Raw genomic sequence first — 15,536 nt, 5'->3', positions numbered from 1 at the left:
ATGTGGGAGGGGGCAAGCCCCCTCCCACATTGGCCCGGTGTTCTCTGGATGAATTAATACATAAAAAGAGACCTGCCTATGTCCGAGATCCTCTGGCAACCCTCCCCGGAGCGCATCGCCAACACGCGGATGGACCAGTTCCGGCGCTTTATCAATGACCGCTACAGCGTGCAGCTCAGCGACTACCCGGCCCTGCACCAGTGGAGCATCGACCAGCGCCCGGACTTCTGGCGGGCGATCGTGGCGTTCTTCGACGTGCAGTTTCGCAGCCCGCCCAGCGCGGTGCTGATCGAAGACGCCGAGATGCCCAGCGCCCAGTGGTTTCCCGGCGCGACCCTGAACTTTGCCGAGCACCTGTTGCGCCGCCGCGATGATCACCCGGCCGTGGTGGCCATCAGCGAAGACGGCCAACGCGAACAATTGACCTACGCCGAACTCGCCGCCCATGTCGCTGGCCTGCAAAAAAGCTTGCGGGCTGCCGGTGTCACTCAGGGCGACCGCGTCGCCGCATGCATGCCCAACACCTGGCAAACCCTGGTGGGCATGCTTGCCACCACCAGCCTCGGGGCGATCTGGTCGTGTTCATCGCCGGACTTCGGCACCCAGGGTGTGATCGACCGATTCGGCCAGATCGAGCCCAAGGTGCTGATCACCTGCGCGGGCTACCGCTATGCCGGTAAAGACATCGACCAGACCGCCAAGCTCAATGAAATCCTCGCACGCCTGCCGTCCCTGGAGCAGTTGATCATTGTGCCGTACGCACGGCCCCAGGCACGGGTCGAGGACTATCAGACCCATGCCCGCGTCACGCGGTGGTCGGACTTCTACCGGCCTGGCGGCGAACCTGAGTTCGTCGCGGTGCCGTTCGATCATCCGCTTTATATTCTCTATTCCAGCGGCACCACCGGCGTGCCCAAGTGCATCATCCACGGCACCGGCGGCGTGCTGCTCACGCACCTCAAGGAACACGGCCTGCATGCGGACCTGTCCCGCGATGACTGCCTGTTCTACTACACCACCTGCGGCTGGATGATGTGGAACTGGCTGGTGTCGGTACTGGCCATCGGCGCCACGGCGGTGCTGTATGACGGCTCGCCGTTTCATCCGGGACCGGAGCGCCTGATTGACCTGATCGACGCGGAAAAGATCAGCGTGTTCGGCACCAGCCCCAAGTTTCTCGCCACGCTGGAAAAGGCCGGGTTGCAACCGCGCCTGAGCCATGACCTGGGCAGCCTCAAAGGGCTGATTTCGACCGGCTCGCCGCTGTCGCCGCAGAGCTACGACTACGTGTACCGCGAGATCAAGGGCGAGCTGTGCCTGTCATCCATGTCCGGTGGCACCGATATCGTCTCCTGCTTTGTGATCGGCAACCCGGTGTTGCCGGTGCGGCGCGGCGAAATGCAGTGCAAGAGCCTGGCAATGGCGATTGAAGTGTGGGACGACCAGGGCCAGCCGCTGGTTGGCGAAAAAGGCGAACTGGTGTGCACCCGGCACTTTCCGGCCATGCCCATCGGCTTGTGGAACGACCCGGATCGCCAGAAGCTGCGCGCCTCGTATTTCAGCCAGTTCCCCGGTGTCTGGGCCCAGGGCGACTATGCCGAGCAACGCCCCAACGGCAGCCTGCTGATTCACGGGCGTTCCGACGCAGTGCTCAACCCCGGTGGCGTGCGTATCGGCACGGCAGAGATTTATCGCCAGGTGGAAAAAGTCCCGCAGGTGCTGGAGAGCCTGGCCATTGGCCAACGCTGGCAGGATGACGTACGGGTGGTGCTGTTCGTGCGCCTCAATGACGGTGTCGAGCTGGATGAAGCCCTTGAGCAGCAGATCCGCCAAGTGATCCGCGCCAACACCACACCCCGCCACGTACCGGCGAAGATCCTCGCTGTCACCGATATCCCCCGCACCATCAGCGGCAAGATCGTTGAACTGGCGGTGCGCAATGTGGTGCACGGCGAACCGGTGAAGAACACCGACGCCCTGGCCAACCCGCAAGCCCTGGAACAGTTTCGCGACCGGCGCGAACTGACTGAAAGATGAAAGGTTTCAGCGCTGACGCACTCATTTGAAGACAATCCCCGAATGCATGCTATTTTTCGGGGGTAGTCACCCATTCCCGACTCACGGGATAATGGGTGTTGTCATCTTTCAAAGCGTTACGCTCAGGGTTTTTACATGAAGGCAACCTCCACCGGCAGCGAAGCCGCCGCAATGATTGCGCGGCTGGACTGGGCGCAAAGCCCCCTCGGTGAGGCCAATGAGTGGCCGCAAAGCCTGCGCACGGCCGTGGATATCGTCGTCCACTCGCCGATGCCGATGCTCCTGCTGTGGGGCAACCAACTGACGCAACTCTACAACGACGCCTTCGCCCAGTTGGCCGGCAACAAGCACCCCGACGCCATGGGCCAACCGGCGCACCAGACCTGGCCGGAGCTGGAAAGCTTTACCGCGCCGATCTACGACGCCGTGTTCAGTGGCCAGGTGCGTACCTTCAGCGAGCAGCGCTTCGTACTGCAACGCCATAATCGCGACACTGAAATATGGCTGGACCTGACTTACAGCCCGATCCGCGACGAAAGCGGGTGTGTCGCCGGCATCCTGGTCACCGCCATCGAAACCAACGAACGCCGCAAGGCCCAGCACAACACCGAACAACGCTTGCAGCTTGCACTGGCGGCGACCGGCGCGGTGGGCACCTGGGACTGGGATATCGGCGAAGACCACTTTATCGCCGACGCCCACTTCGCCTACCTGCACGGCGTCGACCCCAGCGAGGCTGGCAGGCTGCCGATCAGCGACTACCTGCAAGGCGTGCACCCCGAAGACCGGGGCATGGTGGCGCGCAGCATCAAGCATTGCATCACCTTCGGCACCGAGTACGCCGAGGAGTACCGCCTGTTGCAAGCCGACGGCCAGGTGCGCTGGGTGTTCGCCCGCGGACGTTGCTACAAGGATCACCAAGGCCGCCCGGCGCGCTTCCTCGGCGCCGCGCTGGACCTCACCGAGCGCAAACACACCGAGCAGGCGCTGCGCCAAAGCCAGACCGAACTGCAACTGATCATCAACGCCATGCCGGTGCTGATCGGCTATGTCGACCATGAACAGCGTTTTCGCCTGAACAACAGTGCGTACCTGGAGTGGTACGGCATGACGCCCCAGGAGCTGTACGGCAAGACCATCCGCGAAGTGCTCGGTGACGAAGTGTATGCCGGGCGCGCGGACAAGATCGCCGCCGCGCTGAAGGGCAAGCCCTGCAGCTTCATGACCATCACACCGCACTGCGACGGGCGGCCACGGCATGCCTTGATGAAGTACCTGCCGCGCTTCAGCACTGACGGCTCGGTGAATGGTTTCTACATCTTTGTGATCGATGAGACCGAACGCAAACTCACCGAAGAAGCCCTGCGCCACCTTAACGAAAACCTTGAGGAACGGGTCGCCCAGCGCACCCAGGCACTGGCCGAGGCCAACCAACGCCTGCAAAACGAAATGTTCGAGCGCGAACGCGCCGAAGATGCCCTGCGCCATGCGCAGAAGATGGAAGCGGTGGGCCAGCTCACCGGCGGTATCGCCCACGACTTCAACAACATGCTCACCGGTATCATCGGCAGCCTGGACCTGATGCAGCGCTATATCGCCGCCGGGCGCAGCGATGACATCGGGCGCTTTACCGATGCCGCCGTGTCCTCGGCCCATCGTGCCGCCGCCCTGACCCACCGGTTACTGGCCTTCTCGCGGCGCCAGTCGTTGGACCTTCAACCGCTGAACCCGAACCAGTTGGTGGCCTCCCTGGAAGATTTATTCCGGCGGACCAAAGGTGCGCATATCACACTCAACGTGCAATTGGGCCACGACATCTGGCCGGTGAACACCGACGCCAGCCAACTGGAAAACGCCCTGCTCAACCTGGTGATCAATGCCCGTGACGCCATGCCCGATGGCGGCGAGATACTCATCGAAACCGCCAACAGCTACCTGGACGGCACCGACATCACCACCCTGGAACCGGTCAAGGCCGGCGACTACGTGATGCTCGGTGTGTGTGACAACGGTACCGGCATGGCGCCGAAAATCCTCGCCAAGGCGTTCGACCCCTTCTTCACCACCAAACCCATCGGCCAGGGCACCGGCCTGGGGCTGTCGATGATTTACGGGTTTGCCCAGCAGTCCGGTGGCCACGTGACGATTCAGAGTGAACCGGGCCAGGGCACCTGCGTGCGCCTGTACCTGCCGCGCCTGCACGGTACGTCGCTGGAAAGCAACCTGCCGCCCCACTCGGGCGAGGCGCCATTGGCGCTCGCGGGTGAGGCGGTCGTGGTGGTCGAGGACGACCCGGCGGTGCGCATGTTGGTGGTCAATGTACTCGATGAGCTGGGCTACACCGCACACCAGGCCGCCGATGCGCGTACCGCATTGCCGCTGTTGGAATCGGACCTGCGCGTGGACTTGCTGGTCACCGACGTCGGCCTGCCCGGCATGAACGGCCGACAACTGGCCGAGATCGCCCGCCAGCACAGGCCGGGCCTGCGCGTGCTGTTCATGACCGGTTACGCCGAGAAAGCCGCCGAGCGCCAGGGGTTTCTCGAGGACGGCATGGACATGGTTGCCAAGCCGTTTTCCATCGACCTGCTGGCGACCAAAATCCGCAGCATGATCAGCGTCGACCCATGAGTTCAGGCATAATCGCGCGCCGTCGCACACCTGGTAGAGATCAATGAAAGCCCAAGCCCGTCATATCCTGGTGAAAACCAGCGAAGAAGCCGAACAACTCAAGCAGCGTATCGCCAAGGGCGAGGCGTTTGATGTGCTGGCCAAGAAGTACTCCACCTGCCCGTCCGGCAAACGCGGCGGTGATTTGGGCGAGGTGCGGCCAGGGCAGATGGTGGGGGCGATTGATGCGGTGATCTTCAAGAAGCCGGTGAAGGTGGTTCACGGGCCGATCAAGAGCAAGTTTGGGTATCACTTGGTGCAGGTGTTTTACCGGGATTGAGGGGTTGGCTGCGGACCGCTATCGGGGGCAAGCCCCCTCCCACAGTTGACCGCATTTCATCTGGAGGAATGCAGTCACTTGTGGGAGGGGGCTTGCCCCCGATCCGCCGCAGGCGGCCATTCACCCCCTGGGAATCAACGCCCCCGGCACCTGGATAACCCGGCTGGCCAACCGATGCCCGGCCAAAGCCGCCGCCTCCGGAGTGCCACCCTTAAACCGACTGGCCAGGTACGCTGCACTGAACGAATCCCCCGCCGCCGTCGTATCCACTACCTGTTCGACCTTGATCGCCGGCACCGCAAACCGCTCACCCTTGCACCGGATCAGGCACGCATCCGCGCCACGTTTGAGCACCACTTCTTCAATCGCCGGGTACGCCGCGAACACTTGCTCACTGTCGGCATAGCCAAACAACGCCCGCTCGTCATCCTCGGTCAGCAAGGCGATATCCACTTCTGCCAACACCGTGCGATACGCCGCGCGCGCCGCCTCGACACTGGCCCACAAACGCGGCCGGAAGTTGTTGTCGAACACCACCTTGCCGCCGCGCCGACGGGTTTCTATAAGGGTCTGCAGTAAACGCCCACGGCCAATTTCCCCCAGCACTGCCAGGGTGATGCCGCTGAAATACACCACGGCATAGTCCGGCAAAGCGGCCAGGATCGGTTCGGCGGCGGGCGTGGTGAAGCAGTCGCGTACGGCGGCTTCGTTGCGCCAGTAGAGGAATTTGCGCTCGCCGTTGGCGTCGGTCTGGATGCAGTACAAGCCTGGCAAACGTCCCGCCAGGCGCTGGACCATGCCCAGGCCGAGGCCTTCCTCCGTCCATTGCCGGCACATGGCATCGCTGAAACTGTCGTCGCCCAGGGCGGTGACGTAGTCGACGCTGCCGGTGTCGCCCAGTTCGCGACGCAGGTACACCGCGGTGTTCAGGGTGTCGCCGCCGAAGCTCTGGTGCAAGCTGCCGTCGGAGCGGTGTTGCAGTTCGATCATGCATTCGCCGATCAGGGCGATTCGGAGTTGGGTGTTCATAATGATTGTCTCGGGCGTGGCTGATGGCCTCATCGGGGGCAAGCCCCCTCCCACCGTTTGATGTGTGAACCCATTCAAATGTGGGAGGGGGCTTGCCCCCGATACGATCGACGCGGTCTAGAAGCAGGTATGCAAAGACTCGATCACCTGCAACTGCTCATCCACCAGGCAACCGACCTGCCACTTATCGAAGGTCAGGCAAGGGTGCGAGGTACCGAACGAAATGATGTCGCCAATACGCAGTTCAACCCCTGGCGCTACGGTCATGAACGCGTGCTGGTCCATCACCGCCGTGACCTTGCACGCCCCCACGTCATCGCCTTGCGCCGGGAGAATCCCGGCCTTGTAGCGCTTGAGCGGCACCGGCAGGCCGGCGTCGTAGGCGACGTCGCGCTTGCCCAGGGCGATCACCGCAAAGCCCGGCTCGGGCATCGATTGCACGTGGGCCCACACTTCCAGGGCCGGGCGCAGGCCTTCGCTGAGGTCGCTGCGACGGTCGAGCACGCAGCATTGCGCGTCTTTGTAGATGCCGTGGTCATGGGTCACGTAGCTGCCGGGGCGCAGCACGCTGAGGAAGCGACCGGCAGCGTTTTGCTCTTCGAACGACTCGGCGATCAGGTCATACCAGGCCGAACCCGAGGCCGTGATGATCGGCTTGGGCAAGTCGAAAGCACCATTGTTCTGCAGGTCCACCGCCAGGCGCACCAGGCTGGCCGCGAAGTCGCGGATGCCGCTGATGGCGTGCTCGCCGTGGATCACACCTTCATAGCCTTCGATACCGGTGAGGGCCAGGGACGGCTGCGCCTTGATCGCCTTGGCCAAGTCGCGCACCTCCTGCTCGCTGCGGCACCCGCAACGGCCACCAACCACGCCGTATTCGATCATCACGTTCAGGCGCAAGCCACGGGCGGCGAAGAACAGGCCCAGGTCGGCAACGTTATCGGGGTGATCGACCATGCAGTGGAAGTCGAAATCCGGGTCGGCCAGCAGGTCGGCGATCAGCGCCATATTCGGCGCGCCCACCAGTTGGTTAGCCATCAGCACCCGGCGTACGCCGCCGGCATAGGCGGCGCGGGTCTGCACCGCGTTGGCCAGGGTGATGCCCCACGCGCCTTGGGCGAGCTGGCGCTGGAACAGCGCCGGCATCATGCTGGTTTTGCCGTGGGGCGCCAGTTCCGCGCCGCTCTTGCTGACAAAGTCCTGCATCCAGCGGATGTTGTGTTCCAGGGCGTCGCGGTGCAGCACCAGGGCCGGCAGGCTGACATCGCGGACCAGGTGGGCACCGACGGCGGCGGCGCCTTTTTCAACAGCGTTGAGGGCAGACATGGAAACTCCTATTCGTTGATGCGCCGGGCCAGGTTGTTGGCGCTTTCGATCAACACCCGGCGATAGTCGTTGTAGTTTTTGCTGGCATCGGCGCGTGGGGCGACGATGCACAGGGTCGCAATGCTGATGCCTTGCGCGTCCCGCACCGGGGCGGCAAAGCAATGGGTAAAGGTGTCGGCCACGCTGTCGAAGGAAAAGAACCCATCGAGGGTGGCCTGGCGGATTTGTGCCAGGAACGTCTCCAGCGGCAGGCGCTGGCCGTCCGGCAGGATAAAGTCATCATGGTCGATCAGGTCGACGATCTGCTGGTCACTCAAGTGCCCCAGCAACAGGCGCCCGGACGCCGTCCACGGGATCGGTGCGTTTTCACCGATGTCCGAGGAAATGCGAAAATGCCGCTCGCCCTCGCGCATCAGCGCCACTGTGTATTTGCGCCCGTTGAGCAGGCACATCTGCGCGGTTTCGTGGGTCTGGCTGACGATCTCCTGCAAGGCGTGGTCGGCCTCGCGGGTCAGGTCGAAATGACGCAAGTGCGCCTGGCCGAGAAAGTACAACTGGCGGCCGAGGTAGACGTGGCCGTCCTTGCCCACCGTTTCCAGAATGCGTCGCTCCAGCAGGGACGCGACCAATTCGTAGACGGTGGACTTGGGGCTGCCGATGCCGCTGGCAATATCATTCGGGCGCAGGGGCTGGCCGATTTCCTTGAGAAAATCGAGGATATCGAATGCACGGTCCAGGCCTTTGGCGCGGCGTTTGATGGTGTCTTCGGTCATGGCAATTTCGGTCCGGTCGAAGTTGTTGGGTACGACACAATTCTACTGTGGGAGGGGGCTTGCCCCCTCCCACATTGGATTTGCGGTGCGCTTGAGAGTGGGGGCATTTAGCCTTTTTTCTTGTAGGCCACGCAATCGATCTCCACCTTGCAATCAACCATCATGTTGGCCTGCACACAGGCGCGCGCCGGGGCGTGTTCCGGGGTGAAGTATTCGCCGAACACCTTGTTGAAACTCCAGAAGTCCCGTGGGTCTTCCAGCCACACACCAACGCGCACCACGTCTTTGAGCTCGTAGCCGGCTTCTTCAAGGATCGCCACCACGTTGCGCAGGGTCTGGCGGGTTTGCTCGATGATCCCGCCGGTGATGATTTCGCCGTCCACCGCAGGCACTTGGCCCGAGACGTACAACCAACCGTCCGCTTCCACGGCGCGGGCGAAGGGACGGGGCTGGCCGCCGCCGGCAGTACTGCCGGCACCGTAACGAGTGATGCTCATAAAACTATGCTCCTGATTAAAAACGAATGTTCTTGAGAAATTCCGCCAGCCGCGGCGATTGCGGGCGTTCGAAAATATCCTTCGAGGTGCCCTGCTCTTCAATGCGGCCCTGGTTCATGAAAACGATCTTGTCCGAGACTTCATAGGCAAAGCGCATCTCGTGGGTGACCAGCAACATGGTCATGCCCTCCTCCGCCAGGCCCTTGATCACGCTGAGCACTTCGCCCACCAATTCCGGGTCGAGGGCCGAGGTGACTTCGTCAAACAGCATCAGGCTGGGGTTCATGGCAATCGCACGGGCAATCGCCACGCGCTGTTGCTGGCCGCCGGACAGCTGGCCGGGAAAGTGGTTGCGGCGCTCCAAAAGTCCTACACGGTCCAGCCATTTTTCTGCCAATACCACTGCCTCGTCCTTAGGCATTTTCTTAACTTTCAATAAGCCCAAGGTGACGTTCTGTAACGCGGTCAAGTGCGGGAACAGGTTGAACTGCTGGAACGCCATGCCGGTCATCGCCCGGTGCTGGGCAATCACGCGCTCGGGGTGACGCACGCGCTTGCCGGCGATTTCGATGTAGCCGATGGACTCCCCATCCAGGGTGATCTGCCCGCCCTGGAATTCTTCCAGCAGGTTGACGCAGCGCAACAGCGTGGTCTTGCCCGAGCCGCTGGACCCGATCAAGGTCACCACATTGCCGCGCTGCATGGACAGGTCGACGCCTTTGAGCACTTCGACCTCACCGTATTGTTTACGCAGGCCGCGGATGTTCAGCAGCGGTGGGTTGGTGTGAGGTTGGTTCATGGCAAGGCCACCCGCTTTTCAATGTAGCGCCCGAATAACTCGATGGCGTAGTTGATGACAAAGAACAGAAACCCGGCGAACAGGTAGAACTCCAGGGTCATGAAAGTGCGCGCAATCACTTGCTGGGTGCTCAGCAGCAACTCGGCCACGCCGATCACCGAGAGCAAGGTCGAGGCCTTGACGATTTCCGTGGAGGAATTGACCCAGGTCGGCAGGATCTGGCGCAGCGCCTGGGGCAACAGCACGTAACCCAGGGACTGGTAGAACGTCAGGCCGATCGCCTTGCCCGCTTCCAGTTGCCCACGGGGAATGGCTTGCAGCGCACCGCGCACGATTTCCGACACGTGGGAGCCGCAGAACAGCGTCAGCCCGACCGCACCGGCCTGGAACGCGCTGATCTGCCAACCGAGCGCCGGCAGCATGTAGAAACACGCCAATACCAGCACAAACACCGGCGTGCCACGGATCAGGTCGACGTACAGGCGGAACGGCGCACGCATCCAGAACTTGCCGTAGGTGAGGACCAACCCGGCGACGATGCCGATCAGGGTGCCAAAGATAATCGCCAGCGCTGACACATAAACGCTGGCCTGGAAGCCCGCCCAGAGGGTATCCCGGGCGATCCACAACTCATGCAACCAGCTGGGGGATTCGTACATGGAAACCTTCCTTAACGACGGATCGCCAGGCGCTGTTCCAGGTAACGGAGCAGCATGGCGATGAGGTAACAGGCAGCCACGTAGAGCGCGGTCGTGACCAGCCAGGTTTCAATCACCCGGTAGCTTTCGACGTTGATCTTGCGGGCGTAATAGGTCAGCTCGGGCACCGCGATGGCGGCGGCGAGCGAGGTGTCCTTGAACAGCGAAATGAAGTTGTTCGACAGCGCGGGCAGCACGTTACGCAGCATCACCGGCACGGTGATATACGCGCGGATACGCCACTCACCCAAACCGATGGCCAGCCCGGCTTCACGCAAGCCCTTGGGAATGTTCAACAGCCCGGCGCGGAATACTTCGGTCAGGTAGGCACCGGCGTACAGCGACAAGGTGATGATGAACGACGGGATCTTGTCCAGGCGGATGCCCAGGCTGGGCAAGGCGAAGTAGATCAACAGGATCAGCACGAGGATCGGCGTATTGCGGATCACCGTGACGTACACCGAGGCGAGCACGCGCAGCGTCTTGTGCCTGGACAGCATGGCAAACGCCATCATCAAGCCGATCACGCAGCCAATCGCAATCGACAGCAGCGCCAGCTCAAGGCCCAGGCCGAGCCCCGCCAGCAAGCTGGGGAAGTCGCGCCACACGGCGGCAAAGTTCAACTGATAGTTCATGGTCGGCAGTACCTGATTGGGGCGCCTTCAGCGACGCCCCAGGTTTTCGATTTACTTGAACTCAACCGGGAAACCGATCGCCGGCTCCGGCAGGTCCACACCGAACCATTGCTTGAACGAGGCCTTGTAGGTCGGGAACTCCACGCCGGTCATGGCTTCATGCAGCGCGGTGTTGACGAAGTTCAGCCAGTCCTGGTCGCCACGCTTGACGGCGCACGCGTAGGTCTGTGGGCTCCAGGCGTAAGCCGGGCTGCGGTAGCGGCCTGGGTTCTGCACCATCAGGTACTTGACCGAGGACTGATCGGTGGCGGCGGCATCGGCGCGACCGGAGTTCACGGCCTGGTACATCAGGTCGACGCTGTCGTACTGGTCGACCTTGGCCTTGGGCAGCGCCTGGTGCACCAGCTCTTCGGCGTAGACGTTTTGCAGCACGGCCACGGTGACGCCGTCGCCGGCGGCCTGCAGGTCTTCGATCTCTTTGTACTTGCTGTTGTTCGGCAGCAGCAGGCCCACGCCTTCGCGGTAGTACGGCAGGGTGAAGGCCACCTGTTGCGCACGGCTGGCGGTGACGGTGATGAACTGGCAACTCATGTCGACCTTGTCGGTCAGCAGGTTGGGAATCCGCGCGTCGGACGACTGCACCACGAACTCGACCTTGCTCGGGTCGTTGAACAAGCCTTTGGCCACAATGCGGCCGATGTCGATATCAAACCCCTGCAACTTGCCATCCGCTCCCTGGAAGTGCCACGGCGCATTGGTACTGCCTGTACCCACGATCAGGTGCCCACGCTTGAGCACATCATCGAGCTTGCTGTCCGCCGCCTGCACTACGCTGGCGAGGGAAGCCGATGCGGCGAAGAGAAAAACACACGCTTTAAACACGGAAGGTCGGTGATGCATGACAAGCACTCCAGGAGTTGTGTATTCCGCTATACCGGAACTTAGTATGTAACAACGGAATAGACAGCAGAAAGTGTGCCACACGCGGTAACAGAAAAATATGACGTATATAATTCGTTATATATCAGTCAGATGACTATTCACGGGCGGCAAGGCGTTACGCCAGCATCTGGAGTCACATTGCTACCCAACGCCCCACATGCCGGTGACAGGCCTCACTCAAGTGCGCCACAACGACCTTGCCGCGCACCGTTGCAGTGCGCAGACAGCCTGGAAAAATCCCCACGCTGGACTAGCCTTGGCACATCTCTGCCGACAAGGACCCCGCCCTGATGAAGCTCCGTCTCACCCTGGTTTTGCTCGCTTTCCTGACGGCCGGCAGCGCTTCGGCCAGCAACGACCGTCGCGAATGCAAAGAAGAACTGCGCAAGCTCAATGACGCCTTGAGCACCAACTACACCAGTCAGAACCACCATGGCTACCGCCAGGCAAAGGCCTCACGGGACAACCTGGAATACAAGAAATGCGCGAGCCAAGCACGCAAGGCGCGCGAACGCGTAGAGCGTGACGGCGACCTGTGAAGGTTGACAGTAGACGGGGGTGATATCCCAGCTTAGCTTTGGCCAGAACACCGAAGCCGACAGGGAGATCATCATGGGAATTGCCAAGGACATCATTGCCTGCAATGAGGACTATCAGTCCATGCTGGCAGCGCACTCAACCGTTTTCATGCTGTTTGTGTCGCAGACCTGCCCGGCGTGCGCGAGCGCTGTGGAGCTTTTTGAACCCATCGCCGAAAACTACGAGCCGACAGTGAAAAGCGTGGTGCTTGATACAGCCAAAACGCCCAGGCTCGAACAGGTCACCGGCACGCCCACGTTGGTAGTGCACGCCAATGGCAAAATCAAGGAAATACTCAAGGGGTTTGGCCCCTGGGAAACCCAGGAGCAAACACTCAAGGAGGTATTCAGCCGCTATGCGCGGCAGCAGGCTCCAGATGAACCTGCGTGACCCGCCGCTCCTCCACCACCGCCACCGTCAGGTGCCAACCTTCATGCTCCAGGCTATCGCCCACCATCGGCAGGCGGTCCAGCAAGCTCATCACCAAACCGGCCAGCGTCTGGTAATCCTCAGTCGCCATCGCCTTAAAGCCCGTCCGCTGACGCACCTGATTGAGGTTCAGCGCACCATTGGCGCGGAAACCGGCACCCTCTTCAACGATATCCGGCCCTTCGATCTCACTGGCGTCCGGCAACTCACCAGCGATGGACTCGAGAATGTCGGTCATGCTCAGCACGCCCATGAAGTCACCAAATTCGTTGATCACGAACGCAATATGGGTCGACTCCTGGCGCATCTGCTCCAAGGCGTTGAGGATCGAAAAGCTCTCAAGCAGATTGATAGCGCGGCGCGCCAAGTGCTCCAGGTTCGGCTCATTGCCGGCCAGGTATTCCTTGAGCAGCTCCTTCTTGTGCACGAAGCCCAGCGGCTCGTCGACGGCCCCGTTGCGGATCAACGGCAGCCGCGAGTAGGACGAATGCATCAGTTTCAGACGAATACTGTCGGGATCATCCGCCAGATCGATGCAGTCAACCTTGGCCCGTGGCGTCATCAGCGTGCGGATCGGCCGTTCGGCCAATTGCAGCACGCCGCTGATCATCACACGCTCGCGCCTATCAAACAGCGGGCCTTGGCTCGCGTCCGACTCGCCCAGCAGATCGGCAACCTCTTCATCCACCTCCTCCACCGCCAGGCTGCGGCCGCCGAGCAAACGCATCACCGCGTGGGCGGTGCGCTCACGCACCGGCAACACACCTTGCGCGGACTTCTTGCGGCGTGAACGGGCGATCTGGTTGAACACTTCGATCAGGATCGAGAAACCAATGGCCGCGTACAGGTAGCCTTTCGGAATATGGAAGCCCAGGCCTTCGGCGGTCAGGGCGAAACCGATCATCATCAAGAAGCCCAGGCATAGCATGATCACGGTCGGGTGCGCATTGACGAAGCGGGTCAATGGCTTGCTCGCCACAATCATCAGGCCGATGGATACGATCACTGCGATCATCATCACCGCGAGCTCGTCCACCATGCCGACGGCAGTGATCACCGCGTCGAGGGAGAACACCGCATCGAGCACCACGATCTGCGCCACGATCGGCCAGAACATCGCGAAGGCCACATTGCCCGTGCGCTGGGCCACGTGGCCTTCGAGGCGCTCATGCAATTCCATGGTGGCCTTGAACAACAGGAACACACCACCAAACAGCATGATCAGGTCACGCCCGGAGAAGCTCTTGTCGAACACCTCGAACAGAGGCTGGGTCAGGGTCACCAACCAGGAAATACTCGCCAACAGACCCAGGCGCATCAGCAATGCCAGGGACAAACCGATCAGGCGCGCACGATCGCGCTGCTCCGGTGGCAGCTTGTCCGCCAGGATCGCGATAAACACCAGGTTGTCGATGCCGAGCACCAGTTCCAGCACAATCAAGGTCAACAGGCCGAGCCAGGCCGTTGGATCCGCTAACCATTCCATTTATAGAGTCTCTTCAGTCAATGTTCAGAATGCCGGGCACGGCAAAGTGCGGTCAGTGGACCGGTACAAGGCTAGCAGTCGGAATACGGGGTGTTCGAAAGGCAGCAGCGGCAGCGGATGTCTTGGGGAAAGACGACTGGGAGGCTCCGAGAGGGTGTTCATGCAAGTCCTGAAATAACAAAAGGACTTGAATCCTACATTCGAAACACAAATTTCCTACAACGCAAAACTATTACAAAATCTGTACTTCAAGCGCACCCAAAGCCCATGTGGGAGGGGGCTTGCCCCCGATAGCGGTATTTCAGTTACACCTAGGCTGGCTGATACACCGCATTCGCGAGCAAGCCGGCTCCCACGTTTTAATCTGCGCCATGTCAGGTTTTGCGCGTCGCGTCGTCAAGCGCCAAAATCGTATGGGCATTCGTCACCGTCGTGGCGAGCGTGTTGATCACCCCCGACCGCAACGCCCCCAGCGTCGCCGCCGCCTTGGTGTTCTCGCTGGCAATCGCCACCACATCCGGGATCCGAAACAACTCCTGTACCGTCAGGCCGATCACCCGCCCCTGAATGGCGTTGACCGCGGGCTGCCCGTGGATGTCGATAAAGTCGTACCCCATCATGTCACCCACGGTGCCGGACAACCGCGCCTGGGCGATTTCCTGGGGCGAGAACCAGCCCATGCGCACCATGTTGCTGTTTTCGCTCATGTCACCAATGCCAATCAACGCGATATCCGCCCGCCGCGCCCGGTCGAGAGTCGAACGCACCGTATCGTTATTGATCAACACGCCACGCAGTTCCGGGTTGGCCACCAGGGCCGGGGCGTACAGGCTTTCACTTTCACCGCCAAACCGCAGGGCCAGGCGCCGACAGATATGGTCGGGGTTCATGTATTCGCCAGCCTTGAGCGAACCGCCGATCGCGCAAACAAACGTGCAGTTGCGCGTCACCGGCAGGAACACGTTATCGGCCACCGCACCCACGTTGCGCCCCATGCCGACGGCGACGATCATGCCATCGCTCAATGTCTTGTTCAGGTAGTTGGCCACTAGGCTGGCGACGGCCGAACGCTGGGTATCGGGGTCGCTATGATCGACCGCGATCAACGCGCGATCCAGCTTGAAGCGCGCGACCAACGCCTGCTCCAGCTCGTTGTTCATGGCCGGATGCTGCAGCACGCGCACCTCGACAATACCCTCATCGCGCGCACGTTTGAGCAGGCGACTGACCTTTGCCCGCGACAGGTCGAAGCGCTTGGCAATGGCTTCCTGAGTGACGTTCTCGAGGTAATAGAGCATCGCCACTTCGGTCATCTGATCGATATCGCTGGCAATGCGCTGGGTACTGTCACTCATG

Annotated in this window: 15 protein-coding genes; 5 read left to right on the top strand and 10 right to left on the bottom strand. The window is 61.5% G+C overall.

From position 1 onward, the window contains the following. The first annotated feature begins 78 nt into the window (after nucleotides 1–78). The 3 genes from ACI512_RS15990 to ACI512_RS15980 all read left to right on the top strand — a co-directional run bounded on the left by ACI512_RS15990 (nucleotide 79) and on the right by ACI512_RS15980 (nucleotide 4,987). Nucleotides 79–2,037: an acetoacetate--CoA ligase gene (locus ACI512_RS15990; RefSeq protein WP_236381721.1), complete on the top strand. Its 1,959-nt coding sequence runs from the start codon at nucleotides 79–81 to the stop codon at nucleotides 2,035–2,037. A gap of 135 nt (nucleotides 2,038–2,172) precedes the next feature. Then, on the top strand, nucleotides 2,173–4,668 hold the full coding sequence (locus ACI512_RS15985) for a PAS domain-containing sensor histidine kinase (protein ID WP_236381719.1): 2,496 nt from the start codon (nucleotides 2,173–2,175) through the stop codon (nucleotides 4,666–4,668). Nucleotides 4,669–4,711: 43 nt separating this feature from the next. Further along, nucleotides 4,712–4,987: a peptidylprolyl isomerase gene (locus ACI512_RS15980; protein ID WP_003174397.1), complete on the top strand. Its 276-nt coding sequence runs from the start codon at nucleotides 4,712–4,714 to the stop codon at nucleotides 4,985–4,987. A gap of 120 nt (nucleotides 4,988–5,107) precedes the next feature. Here the strand turns inward: ACI512_RS15980 and ACI512_RS15975 are convergent, their stop codons facing one another. The 8 genes from ACI512_RS15975 to ACI512_RS15940 form a co-directional block, all read right to left on the bottom strand. Continuing rightward, a complete protein-coding gene (locus ACI512_RS15975) occupies nucleotides 5,108–6,016 on the bottom strand; it encodes a sugar kinase (protein WP_236381710.1) in 909 nt (302 codons plus the stop codon). 117 nt (nucleotides 6,017–6,133) lie between these two features. After that, nucleotides 6,134–7,342, bottom strand: coding sequence for an amino acid deaminase (locus tag ACI512_RS15970; RefSeq protein WP_236381708.1), 1,209 nt, complete (start codon nucleotides 7,340–7,342; stop codon nucleotides 6,134–6,136). Between the two features lie 8 nt (nucleotides 7,343–7,350). Beyond that, entirely contained in the window at nucleotides 7,351–8,115 is a 765-nt protein-coding gene (locus ACI512_RS15965; RefSeq protein ID WP_012723822.1) for an IclR family transcriptional regulator, read from the bottom strand. A gap of 107 nt (nucleotides 8,116–8,222) precedes the next feature. Then, entirely contained in the window at nucleotides 8,223–8,612 is a 390-nt protein-coding gene (locus ACI512_RS15960; RefSeq protein WP_012723821.1) for a RidA family protein, read from the bottom strand. 16 nt (nucleotides 8,613–8,628) lie between these two features. After that, complete coding sequence (locus ACI512_RS15955; protein ID WP_236381706.1) at nucleotides 8,629–9,411, bottom strand: amino acid ABC transporter ATP-binding protein; 783 nt, start codon at nucleotides 9,409–9,411, stop codon at nucleotides 8,629–8,631. Then, nucleotides 9,408–10,070, bottom strand: a complete 663-nt coding sequence (locus ACI512_RS15950) for an amino acid ABC transporter permease (RefSeq protein WP_012723819.1) — start codon at nucleotides 10,068–10,070, stop codon at nucleotides 9,408–9,410. Before ACI512_RS15950 ends, ACI512_RS15955 begins: the two co-directional genes overlap by 4 nt. An 11-nt stretch (nucleotides 10,071–10,081) precedes the next feature. Continuing rightward, entirely contained in the window at nucleotides 10,082–10,744 is a 663-nt protein-coding gene (locus ACI512_RS15945; protein ID WP_236381704.1) for an amino acid ABC transporter permease, read from the bottom strand. A gap of 51 nt (nucleotides 10,745–10,795) precedes the next feature. Continuing rightward, complete coding sequence (locus ACI512_RS15940; RefSeq protein ID WP_012723817.1) at nucleotides 10,796–11,644, bottom strand: transporter substrate-binding domain-containing protein; 849 nt, start codon at nucleotides 11,642–11,644, stop codon at nucleotides 10,796–10,798. A gap of 332 nt (nucleotides 11,645–11,976) precedes the next feature. On the opposite strand from ACI512_RS15940, the gene ACI512_RS15935 reads away from it, so the two are divergent. Further along, complete coding sequence (locus tag ACI512_RS15935) at nucleotides 11,977–12,225, top strand: hypothetical protein (protein ID WP_231808235.1); 249 nt, start codon at nucleotides 11,977–11,979, stop codon at nucleotides 12,223–12,225. A 73-nt stretch (nucleotides 12,226–12,298) separates the two neighbouring features. Further along, a complete protein-coding gene (locus ACI512_RS15930) occupies nucleotides 12,299–12,655 on the top strand; it encodes a thioredoxin domain-containing protein (RefSeq protein WP_250949348.1) in 357 nt (118 codons plus the stop codon). On the opposite strand, the gene ACI512_RS15925 is transcribed toward ACI512_RS15930, so the two are convergent. Further along, nucleotides 12,612–14,180 (bottom strand): TerC family protein, encoded by a 1,569-nt coding sequence (locus ACI512_RS15925; RefSeq protein ID WP_405121877.1) that lies wholly within the window; start codon nucleotides 14,178–14,180, stop codon nucleotides 12,612–12,614. The genes ACI512_RS15930 and ACI512_RS15925 overlap by 44 nt on opposite strands. 374 nt (nucleotides 14,181–14,554) lie before the next feature. Continuing rightward, nucleotides 14,555–15,535, bottom strand: coding sequence for a sugar-binding transcriptional regulator (locus ACI512_RS15920; RefSeq protein WP_405121876.1), 981 nt, complete (start codon nucleotides 15,533–15,535; stop codon nucleotides 14,555–14,557). Nucleotide 15,536 lies beyond the last annotated feature (1 nt).

The organism is Pseudomonas petroselini (assembly GCF_045037875.1).
GTDB lineage: Bacteria > Pseudomonadota > Gammaproteobacteria > Pseudomonadales > Pseudomonadaceae > Aquipseudomonas > Aquipseudomonas petroselini.
The sequence above is the reverse complement of the archived record's forward strand: the minus strand, read 5'-3'. Positions and strand labels throughout refer to the sequence as shown.